This is a genomic window from Paenibacillus konkukensis, assembly GCF_023523925.1.
GTDB classification, from domain to species: Bacteria; Bacillota; Bacilli; order Paenibacillales; family NBRC-103111; genus Paenibacillus_S; species Paenibacillus_S doosanensis.
Window position 1 is genome coordinate 2,194,117 of the sequence record NZ_CP027059.1, and the last position, 16,580, is coordinate 2,210,696.

A 16,580-nucleotide genomic window follows, 5' to 3' on the forward strand; every position below is an offset into this window, starting at 1 on the left:
TAAATGCGCAAACGCACTCTGAAGAAAACGTCAGGTTCACCTCGCTGTTCAAACCAAGTTGATTGCAAATTTAATTTACATACTGTTGTATAATGGACATCACTTAAAATAGATTACAGGAGGAAGAACCGAATTGACAAGCAACACATAACGGCATTGTGTAAAATAATAGACACACTCTTTTGATTCGTAGCCTACTTTCAAAAAATACTACATTTTTTTGTAAAATTGTATTTTTACACAAATATCATTCGGGGAATTAGCGTCACTCCAGCAATAAAGAGCGAGGTTCCGGGTAGATCCCGACGAACGTTCGCTCTTTTTTTCTAAGGGATTATTCAAGAATCGCGGTCTCCCGGGCACGAATATTGCGCCTAAGCGCATTGGCGACCTCCCGGGAAATTTGATTGCGCTCGTACAGCAATTGGACTTCGTTGCGTTCCGCCTGAATGGCGATCCACTGCAAATCTCGTTTCGTTTGCTTATTTCCGCGAGAAGCCTGATAGGGTGCCGATAATTGCTCCCGGATAAATCGGTAATGGTGGATCACATCCGCCGCTTCGCTCTCGGGAGAGGCGGAACCGATGCTTTCGAAGGTTTCAATGACGGCGTCGCACGTTCGAAGTTTGATGTTTCGCAGTTCCTCCCAATCAGATGCCGATATAAGGAATTTTTTTCCGGATATATAGCCGACGATGCTCTTAATCAGCCGCCGCAGAACGATGAGCCAAGGCTGAACCCGCCCAGATTCGATCTGTTCGATTTCGCTCAGGTTCCATAAGGACAAACTAGCATGCCGTTCACTTATAACACCGCTATCGAGCAGCTGGCATATGACATCGCGCTCGATTTCTATAGCTTTGATTCTCAACCCTGTCTTACGGCACTTGCGCTTATCGAATTGTGCATGCCGAATCCAACGATGATATTGAGTGATGACCAGCGCGGCCTCCCCTTCATTTTCTTCCGTTGTCGCATGACGGACCGCTAGTATGGCGGAACGCATCATTCTAAGCTGGCCTTCATGCTCCTGCTTGGCCATATCCTCCTCGCCGTCCTCCGTTTTATTTCTGGCCAACAGCGGCAGAAAGATGCTTGCCGACAGCAGAGACAGCACGATGACGCAGGCAGCCAGAAATATGGTCAGGCTTCGTTCGGGGAAAGGATCGCCGCTCGCGATGGTTAACGGAATCGTCATAGCGCCAGCAAGCGTCACTGCTCCGCGAACGCCCGACAGCGAGGTCATCGTTAATAATTTGAGAGAAACTTTCGTTTGATTCGGATTTTTCATGCGTGAATAAGCGAAGACCCATACGAAACGAAGCAATATGAGCAGAATATAGATCGCCACAGCGTACCCGATGACTACGAAATTATTAAAGTCCGCGCTTTCGAAAACAACGCTAAATACGTCGGGGAGCTGTACGCCGAGCACGATAAACACGAGACCGTTCAACAAATAAGCGATAATCGACCAAGTATGATCGGCCGACTCATCAGGACGGGATTTGATTTTGTGGGAATGATCCCGTTCGATCGCATGCACGACACCGCCGGCAACGGCCGCAAGAATACCGGATAAGCCGAGCTCTTCGGCTATTAAAAAGAGTGTGAACGGAGTCAGAATATGAATTAGCGTATGTAAGGTCTCATTCTCGAGACCCGAACGGCGGAGCAGCGAACGTATTCCGGTTATAACGACAGCTGTGACGGCCCCGGCGAGAAGACCGCCGATGAAAATGACCAAGAAGCTCATTGTGGCGTTCGCTAATGAAAAAATGCCCGTGACGGCAGCAGCAATGGCGAATTTGAATGCGACAAGGCCCGAGGCATCGTTCATCAAGCCTTCGCCTTCCAACAAATGCAGTAAGCTTTTGGGCAAACGGATTCGTCCGGCCAACGCACCGACAGCCACTGCATCCGTCGGAGATAAAATCGCAGCAAGCCCGAACGCTACCGGAAGCGGCATTGATGGAATCATCCAATGAATGCAATAGCCAACGACAAATACGGTGGCAAATACGAGACCGACCGCAAGTAAAAAAATTGGCGTGCGAAGGCGCCACAACTCGCCTCTGGGTGTATGCTTTCCGTCGTTATATAGAAGGGGCGCGATAAATAACACGAAGAAAAGTTCAGGCTCCAAATAAAAATTGAAATGCGGAGAAACCAACGTTATTGCGCTTCCTAGGGCAATTTGAATCAGCGGAACCGGAATGGACGGAAACAGATGATTTATCACATTCGATATCCCGATCAAGGCAAGGAAAATGAGTATTGTAACAAATAATTCCAATTGCAGAATCTCCTCCACGTTGCTTAGATGATTTGACGGACGGCGCACTTAATGGAATGGTTGTTCGCGTGCCTTCTTCATTGTTTCCATCCATCGCGGCATTCAAACCGGCCTGGCTTAAAGCGGCCATTCTCTTCAAAGAGCAATCCTTCGGATTATACCGACTGATCGTGACTTAATCTACACATTGTTGTATAATTAACAGCATATAAATTTGATTATAGGGAAGACAGCCATATTTACAAGCGACACATCACGAAAAAATGTAAATTAGAATACAGAATAAGTCGTTTCTGTAGTTTATCTTTCAGAAATACTACGGTCGGGAAATCATTTGAAGTTTTTAATCCTATGAAGAAAGGACAGAACGGATGGAGAAGATGCCTCCTCGTACAGACCCTCGTGTACTTCGTACACGCCAACTGCTTAGAGATGCCTTTATTGAATTACTCCATGAAATGGATATCGAGAAAATATCGGTCAATCGCCTCACCGAACGAGCTACTATCAACCGCGTTACCTTTTATCTGCATTATAGGGATATTCCCGATATGCTTGAAAAGATGGCGGATGAAATGATTTCGGAAATTAGAGGGGTTTTGCAAAAAACACCGGCAAGCTCTAATTCTCCGGAAGAAGAGCTGTCGGTGCTGGTTCATCTGCTTGAGCATATTGCAGAGCATGCCCAATTTTATAAAGCCGTTCTTGCATTGAAACGCATTCCGATCTTTACAGACCGTCTGTTAAAGCTGCTGGCGGAGTTAGTTAGCGCAAGAATAGTAGAACTCATAAAAGAAGGCTCCCGTTCGACGGATGGTATTCAACAAGATATTGCCATCTGGTACGGATCTTCCGCCTTAATTGGCACGATCGTTTCCTGGCTGCGCAATGACATGCCGTATACACCGCTCTATCTTGCCAAACAGTTTTATTTATTGCGGACGTTACCGAGATAAGAGGCAGGAAGACAAAGCCGGCGTCTGGGCAGAGCAAAACTCGATCATGCGGAATGCTCAGCTTTCATGATGCGGTCTTTTCCATATTCTGCACTATCGTTTGCTCCAATGGATTAAGGCAATATCATGAATCATGCCGTTTTTTCGCTGCGTCGGAAAGGTCACATAGGTATGCGCAATATTCAACTCATGCAAAATCTCGGATAACACTTCCGCTCGTTCCCGTTCCGTAACATGCTCATCCTTTTTCACTCGAAGCGGTCCTGCAAATGGCCTGCCGACAGACTGTATTAAAAATACATGACGTCTTGCGGTTTCGTTCATTTTCAGCAAGCTTGCTTTCATATCGCGAATACGGTAAAAAGCGTTGGCCCCAAATACGATATCCGTCTTAAGCTCAGGAGCATCCTCCCATTTCGTAATGATCGCTTTAGGAATAGGCCCGTCTTCGCTCGGCCAGCTGCCGCATAGCTCTGTATACATCGCCTGCGATGGTTCAATAAGTGTAATCTCATCGACATAAGGGGCAAGCAATTGGGTAAAGCCTCCCGTTCCAGGCCCGATCTCAAGCAGATGATCCGCAGGCGAGATCAAGCTGTAGACGGTATTCATTAGAGCCTGGGCGTAAGGGGCTAACGGATTTCGGCTATCATATGCCGATGCATAAGTAGACCAGTACTTTTCTTCCTCTGCATCAATGGCTACGCGAGAGTCTTCCTCTGCCGCTTGCTCCCAGGCTTGAATCCAATACTCGGAAGGCATCAACGAGAATATTTCACCTTGGTTTGGCATGGGCTGTTCTCTCCTTTATGTTCATGGGTTCACACTGAGTCGCTGCACGATGAGCAGCAGCCATATACATCAAATTTATACTGCAGCGGTCTAAAATGATCCGGAAGTTGTTCCGTCAGCTTCGACGGATCGAAATGCATGGAGATGATTTTCTCGCAATGCACGCATATCAGATGATAATGTTCTTGCTGGGCATGGATGCAGCTCATCTTGAACTTGACGCAGTCGTCGTAAACGAATTGTTCAATCAACCCCAGCCCCCTAAATAATCGGATATTTCTATAGACGGTATCGTAACTGATACCCGGATAGATTTTGGACAAATCGTTGTGGACATCCATTGCCGAGACAAAACCGGGTGCTTCCAGAAAAACGAGCAATGTCTGTTTACGCTGCTTGGTAATACGAGCCCCATACGCCGACAATCGTTGTATCATCGCATGTAGTCTGTCCAGGTCGGCAGCTTGCAAAGATCTCCGCGCTTTCCCCTTAGCAGGTTTCGGCATAAATACACCTCCTTGCCGTTCACAAGGCAAGTATCAAATCAAATACATCTTATAGTAATTATTACGATTTGTAAATAGTAATGATTACTTTTAGTCGTTATTTGACAGCTTGGCTCGCAATAGCTATACTTTACATTAGTAATAATTACAATTAAGGAGTGAGATTAATGACTGACACCGATATTCGCGTACCCGTCACCGTATTGACCGGATTCCTCGGCGCAGGTAAAACCACTCTGCTCAATCATGTGCTTACCGCTGAACATGGCCAAAAAATCGCCGTCATCGTCAATGAATTTGGCGAGGTCGGCATCGACAACCAGCTTGTCGTCGGAGCAGACGAAGAGATTTTCGAAATGAACAACGGTTGCATCTGCTGCACAGTACGCGGGGATTTGATTCGCATTTTGGGCGAGCTCATGGATGCCAAACGCGGCATCGGCGATCGCAAAGCGGAATTCGACCGCGTTTTGATCGAAACAACGGGGCTTGCCGATCCCGCACCCGTCGCTCAGACTTTTTTTGTTGATGAAGAAATGGCCGATTTTTACCGTCTGGATGCCATCGTCACGGTCGTTGACGCTCGCCATGCCGGCCAGCATCTGGATGAAGGCCACGAAGCTCAGGAGCAAGTCGCTTTCGCCGACGTTATGCTGCTCAACAAGGTGGATCTCGTTTCGGAAGAGGAACTGAAGAGGCTGGAAAGCCGTCTTAGAGTTATGAATCCGACAGCCAAAATATACCAGACCGAGCGCTCGAACATTGACATCGATAAAGTGCTCGGCATCGGCGCCTTTGATTTACATAAAAAGCTTGAACTTGAGCCGGGCTTCCTCGAAGAAGAAGACCATGAACATGACGATGATGTAACGTCTATCGTATTGAAGGAAGAGCAACCGCTTGATCTTGGTAAGCTGGAAAAGTTTTTGAGCGTATGGCTCTCGGAGCATGGCGTCGATACGTTCCGGTATAAAGGAGTGTTAAACATTAAAGGAGTAAAACAGCGGGTCGTTTTCCAAGGCATACATATGCTGTTCGACTCCACCGTGGATCGGGAATGGAAGCAGGGAGAAGCAAAGCGCAGCGAATTCGTAGTCATCGGGCGCAGCCTGGATGAAGCCTGGTTTAAAGAGCAGTTTGCCGCCTGCGCCGCCCAATGAAAGCCTGTGTAAACTGAACAAATCCCCCAAAAGTGACGTGATGCTCCGAAGCTTATTCCGTCCGCATCCAGCCTAAGCTGGATCGGCGTCTAACCATTCCTCTGGGATCGTTCTATGGGTAGACTTTCCTTTCGGGGGAGCCCACGGATATCCACAGGATATGGCTGCGCTTCATTTCCTAAACAATTAAAAATCGGCTTCTCGCCAAGTTCAAATCCGAGCCTGCGAGAAACCGATTTTTTTTCGTTGCTGCCAAGCACCGACGGTTCCACTGGTTTAAGAGGAACTCCGGCCTCTATGAGGCCGGTTACAACGATGCGCCGAGCGCCTGTTTCAACAGTGTCTGCGCGGGCCTTCCAACATTAAGACGTTTTCCGTCGCTGTAGCCCTCCTCACGGTCGGCCAGTTGCGCTGCGAGCCGCTCGCGCCAGTTCTCCAGGCTGGTCCGGTACCGCTCATCGTCCGCAAGATTAATCAGCTCCTGCGGATCTTGGCTTAAGTCGAACAGCTGCTCCCGCCCGCTCTGGGAAAACCAAATATATTTAAGTACTCCGTCTGTCATGTAATGGTTCGACATGTCTTTACATTCGTGCTCGCCGTGAATCGCATTACGCCAATCGACGCGCTCCCCCCTTGCCAGCGGCAGCAGGCTTTGACCGTCGACCGTCTCGGGAATCGCCGCACCGGCTGCATCTAACAATGTCGGCATAATATCACGGATCTCAACGACCTGATCGTTCGTTGTATTCCGGTTCAGCCTCAAGCTCCCGCCCGGATCGGCCAGAATGAAAGGCACCTTCGCGCTTCCTTCGTAAGGCAATGCTTTGCGGAAAAAGTGATGGTCTCCAAGCATTTCTCCATGATCCGACGTGAACAAAATCACTGTGTTTCGCAGCACATCGTGTTCCAGCATCGCCTGCAGGAACCGGCCGATCTGATGGTCGATATGGGTAATCAGCGCATAATAAGCGGCTTGCGCCCGCTTCAGCCTATGGCGCGGCACGATGCCTTTATTCGTAATCGGGTTCAAACCGCACCGATCCGGGTCATCCGCTTGCGCCCACGTCCCGACTGCCGGCGAGGGGAAATCCGCATCAGCGTACATATCCAGAAATGCCTGCGGCGGATCGAACGGCGGATGAGGCCGGACGAAGGACATGCTCAGGAAAAACGGCTTGCGCGGATCGCGCCGCCGCAAGAAATCGATCGATTGGGTCACGACCCAATTCGTCGGATGCAGCGCCTCAGGCAAATGCCATGGACGGGCTACCGTCGAGGCGTTGCAGTCCAGCCCCAGATCGAGAAGGTCGCAATCCGCTCCCGCCCGTTCCCTCAGCCACGGCAAATAATCGTCGCAGCTGTCGTAAAACTCGGCTGCGGTATTGGCCGTGCGAATCCGGTTATGGTGCAAATAACCGTCATGCATGACTACGTTGTGGAACCCGCACAGGCTGCGGGCAGGGTATACATGCATCTTGCCGACGCACTGCGTATGGTAGCCGGATGCCGCGAGCACCGAGGGGAGCGTATGCTCATAATCCCATGGCACTTGATCCTGGTAGCCAATCCGGCCATGGCTGCGCTGGCTCATCCCCGTGAGCATAGCCGCGCGGGCCGGGATGCAGCTGGGTGTCGCGGAATACGCGCTGCGGAATAGAACGCCAACGCGGGCGAGCTGATCGAGATTCGGCGTATCTACGACAGGATGGTTCAAGATGCTGAGACAGTCGCCCCGCATCTGGTCTACGGAAATGAGCAATAGATTCGGTTTCATCATACAAGCTCCTTTGGAAAAAATAAGATAGCGGCTAACGGACGAAAGTGAATGCCGCCTTGTCACCTATCCACTCCAGGCTCCATGTCTCCTTTAACTTCGCCTGGCTGAGGCTAAGCAGCAGCTCCCCCTTCTCTCCGGAGGTTACTTCCAGCTTCAGCCCCTCAGCTGCCTCGACCGCTCCCGACTCGCCGCTCGCGCCGCTTATGCTGAGCGCTCCGCCGTCAGCCTCGTAGCCAAAGGCGTGGATGAACAAAACCTCCCGCTCCGCTGCGGCTGAACCCGGTACCCGATGAATCAGCGTCTGCCGGGATCCGCTCGGCGGATTATCCGGCGTGCGCGCCGTCATCATCTCCGAAGGCTCGGAGCACCAGCTTGCCTGCAGCAGCCGGCCTTCCTTCATTCTCCAGACCAGCGATTCGGCGCTCTCATGCCGCTTGATCTGCTTCTCATGCAGCCATTCCTGCGACAGAGCGCTTAGCGGGGCATCGCAAGACTGCCATGGCCTGTTATCCTCCAAGCCGCCGCTCATATGATACAGCAGGTCGATCTCCCGCTCCGCCGGGACGGTTGCTTTGACAATATCCAGCAGCAGGCGATCGGTTAAAGCGTTAACTCTTCGCACACTCACGCCGTAGTATGCCTGCTCATCCCACGGGCACATCTCCGGAGGCAAAATCATCGAGCCCTGCATCCGGTAACCGCCGCCGCGCCAGTCCATCGCAGCTTCAATCCAGGCCCCCCACGGCTCTTGGCGGTACTGCAGCAGCCGCCCGTCGCCCGGCGGCTGATCCTTGCCGTTCAAGCAGATCGTATTATGCGAATACGTATGCTTGAACCAGCCGTAATGCGCCGGCACGCCATAGGCGGTCGTGCCCGGGTCGATGAACAGCGGCACGCTGCCGGCGCTGAAGGACAAGCCCAGACGATCCATATGGTCGTGCTCTCCGCCGAAAGTGCTGTGCTTCGCCAGCAGATGCCAGCCGCTGCGGTTCACCAGCTTGGTCAAGCCGCTGATAGCCGAGGTATAGTCGGAGAGCATCAGCTTCGTCAGAGCGCCGGTAACCGGCCCTCCGTCAAGCTCCTCCCCGAACCATAACGCTTCTATCGAATCGCGTTCGACGGGATCGAAAGCTGCCAATTGCATTTGACCTGCGGGCCGCTCTATTCCCCTGCCGTAAGCGAGGCGCAGCAGCTCGCCGTATCTGGGGTCCTTGTACCACGCGTAAGCCATTTCATAATAAGGCGCGAGCGAAGCAACGGACATCCCGTAGCTCGCATCATTCAGATTCGGCAGCGTGCCATCCGGCAAAATGTAGCTTAACGGCAAATCGAACATGCGCTTAAGCACGGGAAAATCAAGCAGATCCCACTGCGTGCCTTCGACGAGAATACAGTATTGCAGCAGCGAATGGCAGCCGTAGAAATGATATTGGAAGCTGCCTTCATACCACAGGCCGTCGTCTAACACTCCCCGTTCCAGCTGATCGAGCAGTCCATAGGCTCCCTCGAGTCCCGAACGATGGATCGTCTCATCATCCAGGAGAAATCCGAGCATACTGATCGCCGAAGTGATCAGCATCGCATGATTATGCAGCTGACGCTCCTTGCGGCTGATAAGAAACGCAACGCAGGGCCGCAGCAAGCCGCTTTGGATCGAGCGCTTTTCCTCGCTGGTCAGATGACTTTCCATCAACCGATAGGCGCAGCACAGATCGATAATCCAGTGCGCTTCGTCGAGCGTCTGGGCGAACAGCTTTCCCGGTCCGTTGTAGGGGATATTCCCGTGAACCTCGTAGCCTGAATAGTGCTTGGCATAAGCGAGCAGAACCTCGCGAAGCCGTGCCGCTGCCGCGGGGTCCTGTGCGACCAGGGTGTACACCGCCAAGTCCTTCATTCCGCTGCCCAGCTGCGAGTGAGCGAGCGTCACCCAGGCCCCGTCGTACGGCTCCCCGCTCCATTTCTTCGCGCACACCGGACACTCGTGCAGTCCCGGGCGGCGCCAATCGAAGCGAAGCCGCGTGCCGTCGTCGCTGCAATAGTAATAATGCGCCCAATCTCCCCGCTCCTGCTCGGATATGGGATATTCGACAGCCAGGGCGGCCCGGGCGCGGCCCGCCAACTGTTCCCATGCCTGCCGATAGGCGGGATCAGAGGCATTGCGCAGCAGCTTCTTCAACCGGAGGGCATTCATAGTCGGTTCCTTCTTTCCGGAAATAGGTAATAGGTTATTTTGCTCTTCCTGATCAGCCTTGCTCAGCCTTTGACTGAACCCGAGGTCACCTGCATAAACGACTTGTTCGCAAGCACATACACGATCAATAACGGTAAAATCGACAAGCAAGCCCCCGCCATCATATAGTGGGTCTGCGCCGCCGCCGAGATGCCGTAACGAAGACCCGCCAAGCCGACGGTCAGCACCTGCAGCTTCGGCTGGCTCATCGTGAACACGAGCGGCAGGATGTATTCGTTCCAGGCCCCCCGAAAAGTAAATAGCGCCGCTACGCCAAGACCCGGCTTTAACAACGGGAATATAATGCGGGTATATATCCACAGCTTGGAGCAGCCGTCGATCATCGCTGCTTCATCGAGCTCTCTGGGGATCGCCTTCACGAAGCTGAGCAGAATAAAGAAGATGGAGGCATGGCCGCTAATCAAAATAATAATAACACCCCAAAGCGATGTGTGCATATGCAGCTTCACCATCAGCTCGAACTGCGGCCGAAGCACGACCGCGCCAATGGAAACGAACATCGTCGCCGCCTGCAGCGCGACATAAAACCTTTTTCCTGCATAATGCAGCCGGTCAACCGCATAAGCCGCCATCGAGGCGACAATAAGGGTGCCTACCGTCGCAAAGCTGCTGATAAACAAGCTGTTCCACGTATAGGTGGAGAAATGCGCCTGCTGCCATACCTCGGCGTAGTTGTTAAAATGCCACGCCTGCGGCAAAATCGTCGCTCCTCCCGTAAGCTCCGCGTTCGATTTGAAAGAGCCTAACAAAGCTATGACGACGGGAAATAGCGTCAACAAAGCGACAAGCAGCAGAAAGATCCACAGCGCCGATTTTTTCACAGCGGACAAAATCGACCACGCGGGATCGGCAGACTGAAGCTTTACGGCATCCGTTGTCATCGGTACACCTCCTGTAAGTTTTGCGGACGGCGGCTTATTCGTACACCTTATTCATCCGTTTTGACGCGTAGAAATAGAGCAGAGTTACCACACCGACGATAAGGGCCGTCACGAAACCGACGGCGCTGCCGTAGCCGATCTGCTGTTCAACCGAGCTGCCGGACGTCGCGATCGGGAAAAATTGCTTGTACACGTATAGAAACATCACTTCCGTTTTGCCGATCGGCCCCCCCTCCGTCAATACCATAATGCTCTCGTAGCCCTTCAGCGAGTTGATGATCGCCAGCATAACAACCATTTGGAGCACCGGTCCGAGCATCGGAATCGTAATGTACCAAAACTTATGCACGGCGTTCGCCCCGTCGAGAGAGGCGCTTTCGTAGACGTCGTTCGGAATATTTTGCAGCCCGGCGATGAACAGGAGCATATAGTTCCCCACTGCGCCCCATACGGCAATAATGATGACGCTGAGCATAGCATGTTCCGGCCCCAGCCAGTCGATGGCTTTATCAATGATATGAAAGCGTAGCAGGAACTGGTTCAGAATTCCGTTGAAGGAATTAAAGATGATGAAAAACACGATCGAAATGACGGAAGTGCTCACAATCGTCGGCATAAAATAAATCGCCCGGAGCAGATGCTTCCCGCGCAGCCCCCGATTGAGAATAACCGCCAGGACGAGCGATAACGGAAGCGTCAGAATGAGCTTGCCTCCCGCGTAAATAAAGGTGTTAACGACGGAATCCCAATAGGTCTGATCGTGGAACAGCTGAGTGAAATTGCTCAGGCCGACAAACCGCTCTTGGCCATAGCCCTTGTAATCGTAGAACATATACCGCATCGCCCAAAAAATCGGGTAGACGCCGAATACGAGTGTCAGCAGCAGACTGGGCAGCGTAAATCCGATACCCGGAAGCTGCTCGCGCCATCTTCTCATTTGAAACATGGAATCGCACCTCCTCTTAAGCTATATCTTTTTTTAAAAAGGCGGAGCCTTCAGCATCCGGCTGACAGGCTCCGTTATACAGTTCTATTTCGCAAACGTTCCTTGCATTTTAGCAGGATCAAAGCTTGCATCCGGCTTCGCCGTCACTTCGCCGTTCGCAATCGCTTTGTCTAAGGATTCGTTATAGCGCTTGTTCAAATCCGCTATCACCTTGTCCAAATCGCCGCCTTCGAGAATATATTTCCAGAACGCATCCTCGTATTTGACGCCTTGTACGGTCACGGTCGGCACAATCGGCCATACGCCGTCATATTTATTCGGCAGGAAGCCTTCAATGCCGTTAATATCCGGCTGTTTCACTTTGGAGATAATGGAAGGAACCATCGAGATGCCGTAGCCCTTCTCATGATACGGCTGCAATATATCGTCGCCGTACATATAATTAATGAATGTCCAGGCGGCGTCCTTTTTCTTGGAGTCTTTGTTAATGGCAAGCCACTGGCCGCCCAAGAAGCCGGAAGCTCCCTTGATCGAGCCGTCGATCGTCGGTGCAGGCGCCGCAGCCCAGTTGATTTTTGCAGGGAACTGGCTCTTGTACACGCCCGGCTCCGAGGAGAAGGATAAGTACATCCCGATCTTACCTTCGGCAAATTGGGCGCGCAGCGGATCGATATCAAGCGCTTCCATGCCGGGCAGCGTACTGCCGTCGTCGCGCATTTGCTTGAACGCCTTCGTAATTTCTTTAAACCCGCTGAAATCGTACCGGGCGGTTTTGAAATCGTAGCCGAAGCCGCCGTAGCCGCTTAATTCGGCGATAACCCGCGCGGAGCGGCCCCATGCGCTCGACGGCGTCTTGAACGGCAGCGCGAAGCCGTAAGCGCCTGTCGCCTTCCCCGCAGCCGTCAGCTTCTTGGCGTCCTCGACCAGCTCCGCCAGCGTCGTCGGCGGCTTGGCAATGCCGGCCTTGTCGAATAAATCCTTGTTATAGACAAGGCGCATCGTGCTTCCGTAATTCGGCAGGCTGTACATTTTGCCGTCGAACTGGTTCAGGTCAGGCATCGCCGGAAATTTCTTTTTCTGCTCCTCGGTCAAATACTCGTCGATCGGGGCCATGTAGCCTTTTTTGTAATACGTCTGGATCGTATTTTCCTTCACCCGGAACACGTCAGGCGCCTGGGCGGCGGAGAAAGCCAAGTCCAAGGCTTGGGCATAATCATCGGCCTTGACGACCAGCTCCACCTCAATATTGTCCTTGTTCGTCTGGTTGAATTTGTCAATTACTTCTTTGATATAATCCGCATCATGCCGGTCCAGCGTCCAGTACGTGATCTTCGTTTTCTCTCCGGGCTTCGCGCCGGTATTACCGGCAGCGGCGCCTTTGCCTGCATCGTCCGAACCGCCTCCGCATGCGCTCAAGCTCATGGCCAGCAGTACGCTCACCGCCGTTACGGCTGTCTTTTTCATCATGGTTTGCCTCCCCTGTATTCTGGTTCTTGTAAGAGCTCTTGCTGTTTATTGTAATGGATTCGTCCTCTTCGCAACATGAGGCAAAACAAAGAAAAAGGGCAGAAATTCATCATTTCTGCCCAATATACGCATCCTTGAATTCCGAGGGCGTCTGGCCCGTATGCTTCTTGAACACCTCGCTGAAATAGCGTCTGTGCTCATACCCGAGCGAAAGAGCGATCTCTTGAACCTGATAATTTTCGATCAAGAGCCGCTTCGCCCGTTCGATCCGCTCGGCCGTGACGAATTGGTTCAACGTCGTGCCGGTCACTTTTTTGAACAGGCTCGCGAAATGCCCGCCGCTGATGTTCATCTGCCTCGCGCAATGCTCGACCGTCAGATCCAGGTGCAGATTCGACTTGATATATTCGACCGCGCGGTGAATGAGCTGCGTGGAATCGCTGGCCCGCTCCTTCTCGATCCAGGCGCAGCCGGCTTGGCACAAGTCCCTCAACAGCTGCTGAAACGGCTTGATACCGTCGAGCGCTTGACTGCTGCGGTCGCGTATTTGCAGATCATACGGCTGCAGAACAGCGAGCGGCACCAGCTCGTAGAACGCGCGCAGCATAACCAGAGCCAGCTCATAGTACATGCTTCGGACATATTGCGGGTCCGGCAGCGGATGGAGCTGCGTGACGTCGTCGAACAAGCGCTCCAGCGCGAGCAGCGATTTGTCCCGGTTTCCTGCCCTTAGGGAAATGAGCAGCTCCTGCTCCTTCTCCTGGGTGTATCTCGGATAAGCCTCCTGCTCCCTCGGCGCATCGGCAAGACTGAAAACATCGTTGCCCCCCGTGTAGAAATGATAGGCCAGCGCCGATAACGCCGACTTGTAGGAATGCGGCAGCCTGTATATATCCTCGACGACCGTACCGACGCCGATTGAGATGGTGAACTTGGTGCAGCTTGCTATATTCGCGCAGCAAGCCTCCGCAATCCGCCGCGCTTCTTCCTCCCGCTCGCAGTTAATGATGCACGCATAGTAGCTGGGACCGTCCCGGACGACGATACCGCGGGTCTCTCCGTGAAGCGTCTCCTCGATGATATTGTGCAGCGCGAACCGGACCAGCTCGATCTCATGAATCGGCTGAGAGGCGTACTTGTCCATGAAATGGTCGATTTCGATAATGAGCACCGCAAGCCCCTCCGGCACCAGGTCGACATGCATCTCCTGCCAGTAATCCCGCGCCTCCTCGGGACGCAGTTTATGCTGCAGCAGCCGGCCGAAATATTCCTGACGCAATAACGGCAAGCTTTCCTCAACCTTCTTCTCCATCGCCTGAATCCGCTCTTGCTGATTATATTCGCTCTCCAGCACCTCCTTGGCTTCGAGCACGACTTTCGTAATTTCCCGTATCGAAAAGGGCTTTTTCACAAAATCAAACGCCCCCAGCCGGATCGCCTGCTTCGCATATTCGAAATCGGTATAGGCGCTGAGAATAATAATTTTGCATTGCGGAAGCAGGTCGATTATGCGCCGGGTCATCTCCAGTCCGTCCATGCGGGGCATGCGGATATCCGTAAGAATAATGTCGGGTCGCGTCTCCTGAATGAGCGCAAGCCCCTCTTCCCCGTTTTTCGCTGTGCCTGCGACCTTGATGCCGTAAGTATCCCATGGGATTTTGGTGGCGATCATTTCAACCGTGCTTTTGATATCGTCGATAATACAGATGTTAAACCGCATATCCGTTGTCGGCATAGCTTCTTTCCCCCTCGTGCAGCGTGATGATGAACTGAACCTTGGTCCCCTTCCCCGGCTCGCTATAGTAATGGATCGACGCGTTCTCCCCATAGAACAGCCGCAACCGATCGCCGATATTTCTCAGCGCATAGCCTTTCCGGGGAACAAGCGGCCCCTCTATCGATTGCCGCACACGGTTCACATCCATGCCTATGCCGTTATCCTCGACGGATATATACAGCACTTCTTTCGTCCGCCTCAATTCAATCCGGATGCGGCAGCCCTCCTCGCGGTCTTGGAAGCCATGCAAAATCGCATTTTCCACGAGTGGCTGCAGGATCAGCTTCGGAATGCGGAGCTGCAGAATAGACTCGTCCTCCACATCAATATGGAAATCGAACCTATCCTCATAGCAGTTTTGCTGAAGCGTCAAATAGTGGCGGACATGCAGCAGCTCCTCTTCGATCAGCAAGATGTCTCTCCCTTGGCTTAAGCCCAGTTGGAACATGGTAGATAGCGATAAAATCATTTCGTTGACAGCCTCCGTATGACCAAGCACCGACTTGCAGTAAATCGTATTCAGCGTGTTGTACAGAAAATGCGGCTCCATTTGGGCCGACAAAGCTTTAATCTCCGTCTTCCGCTTCTCCTCTTCTCCGAGCTTGACCGTCTGAATCAGCTTCTTAATTTCATCGAGCATCAGGTTGAACCGCATCCCGACCTGGGATATTTCGTCCTGGTACACACTGTGGAACCGGACGTCCAGATCATTGTGCTCCACCTGCTTCATCAGCATATGCAGCCGCAATAACGGCCGGAGCAGCAAGCCGGTCAGCATGTTGGACAGCAAAAGCGCGAGCAGCACGAACCCCACGATAAAAAGAAGCGTCAGCCACTTGATCGCATCAACTTCCTTAAGCACCACCTGCTTGGACTGCGTGTCGTACAAAATCCACCCTTCTCCCACATTGAGCCGGGTGAAATTAATCAGGTAATCTTTTCCGTCAATAACGTAGCTGAAATTACCGCTTTTTTCTTCCCCGTCAAAATGCTGCAAAAATGCCGGTGCCATGCGCCACGATTCCTGTGCGACGCCGCTATCCTTCGCGTTGCCTATGACAGGCTCGCCCTCCTTGTTAATCAACGAATACCCGGTGGGGCTGCTGACCTGATCGACGATCAGATTTTGCAAGTCTTTCTCCTTAATGTTGACGACGATGAATACATCCTCCACGTACTTCTCTCCGGAGCCGTCGATGACGAAGGAAACGACCCTGTCTTTTCCATAAAAAAAGGAATCCTCGTGACCTTCCATCCATACGCCCCGCTGCTTCGATTTGATTTTCTTGTACATGTCGGATTGATAGAAGGAGCTGTCGTTTAACCGCGTGTAGGTAGTAGGATAAAAATCTCCGATCGGCGTAGCGATCAAGACCGATTGAATAAAATCGTCGTTAAACTTCAATTGCGCCAGGATCGGCTGAAGCGCGGATAAACGGGCGTAGTAATAACCCGCATCCCCCCGTGAAACGTCGCGCAGCACCTCGATGTAAGGATCGCTCATCTTGAGCGACATGATCGACAGGACAATCTTCTTCAACTTCTCATCGAGCACCTGCGATGATTTGTTGATCGTATCCTGACTTAGCCGAAGGGCATTGCGCTCCACAATACTTGAAGAGATGGCGTAGGAGCTCCACCCCGACGCGGCAATCGCCACCGTCATGAGGAGGACGAAGGACACCCATATGCGTTTTTTGAAAGAGAGGCGATACAGCAGCTGCTTCATCATGTTACACCCCTAAACCGTTAAAATGGATTGTAAACGTAT

General features: G+C 52.2%; 13 protein-coding genes. 2 read left to right on the forward strand and 11 right to left on the reverse strand.

What is annotated here, in order from left to right:
- Positions 1–334 precede the first annotated feature (334 nt).
- Both SK3146_RS09340 and SK3146_RS09345 read right to left on the reverse strand, forming a co-directional pair.
- On the reverse strand, positions 335–2,242 hold the full coding sequence (locus tag SK3146_RS09340) for a Na+/H+ antiporter (protein ID WP_249866243.1): 1,908 nt from the start codon (positions 2,240–2,242) through the stop codon (positions 335–337).
- Entirely contained in the window at positions 2,136–2,402 is a 267-nt protein-coding gene (locus tag SK3146_RS09345; protein ID WP_249866544.1) for a hypothetical protein, read from the reverse strand. The genes SK3146_RS09340 and SK3146_RS09345 overlap by 107 nt, the downstream gene beginning before the upstream one ends.
- A 265-nt stretch (positions 2,403–2,667) precedes the next feature.
- On the opposite strand from SK3146_RS09345, the gene SK3146_RS09350 reads away from it, so the two are divergent.
- Entirely contained in the window at positions 2,668–3,252 is a 585-nt protein-coding gene (locus SK3146_RS09350; protein ID WP_249864820.1) for a TetR/AcrR family transcriptional regulator, read from the forward strand.
- A gap of 93 nt (positions 3,253–3,345) precedes the next feature.
- On the opposite strand, the gene SK3146_RS09355 is transcribed toward SK3146_RS09350, so the two are convergent.
- Both SK3146_RS09355 and SK3146_RS09360 read right to left on the reverse strand, forming a co-directional pair.
- Entirely contained in the window at positions 3,346–4,044 is a 699-nt protein-coding gene (locus SK3146_RS09355) for a hypothetical protein (RefSeq protein WP_249864821.1), read from the reverse strand.
- 29 nt (positions 4,045–4,073) lie between these two features.
- Positions 4,074–4,550 (reverse strand): Fur family transcriptional regulator, encoded by a 477-nt coding sequence (locus tag SK3146_RS09360; RefSeq protein WP_249864822.1) that lies wholly within the window; start codon positions 4,548–4,550, stop codon positions 4,074–4,076.
- A 167-nt stretch (positions 4,551–4,717) separates the two neighbouring features.
- Between SK3146_RS09360 and SK3146_RS09365 the strand changes: the two genes are divergently transcribed.
- Positions 4,718–5,710, forward strand: a complete 993-nt coding sequence (locus tag SK3146_RS09365) for a CobW family GTP-binding protein (protein WP_249864823.1) — start codon at positions 4,718–4,720, stop codon at positions 5,708–5,710.
- 307 nt (positions 5,711–6,017) lie between these two features.
- Here the strand turns inward: SK3146_RS09365 and SK3146_RS09370 are convergent, their stop codons facing one another.
- The 7 genes from SK3146_RS09370 to SK3146_RS09400 all read right to left on the reverse strand — a co-directional run bounded on the left by SK3146_RS09370 (position 6,018) and on the right by SK3146_RS09400 (position 16,541).
- Positions 6,018–7,487, reverse strand: coding sequence for an arylsulfatase (locus tag SK3146_RS09370; RefSeq protein WP_249864824.1), 1,470 nt, complete (start codon positions 7,485–7,487; stop codon positions 6,018–6,020).
- Positions 7,488–7,518: 31 nt separating this feature from the next.
- Positions 7,519–9,663, reverse strand: a complete 2,145-nt coding sequence (locus SK3146_RS09375) for a heparinase II/III domain-containing protein (protein WP_249864825.1) — start codon at positions 9,661–9,663, stop codon at positions 7,519–7,521.
- A 77-nt stretch (positions 9,664–9,740) separates the two neighbouring features.
- Positions 9,741–10,619 carry a carbohydrate ABC transporter permease gene (locus tag SK3146_RS09380; RefSeq protein ID WP_249864826.1) on the reverse strand — a complete coding sequence of 293 codons (879 nt, stop codon included), beginning with the start codon at positions 10,617–10,619 and terminating at the stop codon, positions 9,741–9,743.
- 34 nt (positions 10,620–10,653) lie between these two features.
- Positions 10,654–11,556 carry a carbohydrate ABC transporter permease gene (locus SK3146_RS09385; protein WP_249866244.1) on the reverse strand — a complete coding sequence of 301 codons (903 nt, stop codon included), beginning with the start codon at positions 11,554–11,556 and terminating at the stop codon, positions 10,654–10,656.
- A 93-nt stretch (positions 11,557–11,649) separates the two neighbouring features.
- Positions 11,650–13,032 (reverse strand): ABC transporter substrate-binding protein, encoded by a 1,383-nt coding sequence (locus SK3146_RS09390; protein WP_249864827.1) that lies wholly within the window; start codon positions 13,030–13,032, stop codon positions 11,650–11,652.
- Between the two features lie 109 nt (positions 13,033–13,141).
- Positions 13,142–14,767 (reverse strand): response regulator, encoded by a 1,626-nt coding sequence (locus tag SK3146_RS09395; protein WP_249864828.1) that lies wholly within the window; start codon positions 14,765–14,767, stop codon positions 13,142–13,144.
- The gene (locus tag SK3146_RS09400) at positions 14,742–16,541 is read right to left on the reverse strand and encodes a cache domain-containing sensor histidine kinase (RefSeq protein ID WP_249864829.1); all 1,800 of its coding nucleotides are present in this window, start codon (positions 16,539–16,541) and stop codon (positions 14,742–14,744) included. Before SK3146_RS09400 ends, SK3146_RS09395 begins: the two co-directional genes overlap by 26 nt.
- Positions 16,542–16,580 lie beyond the last annotated feature (39 nt).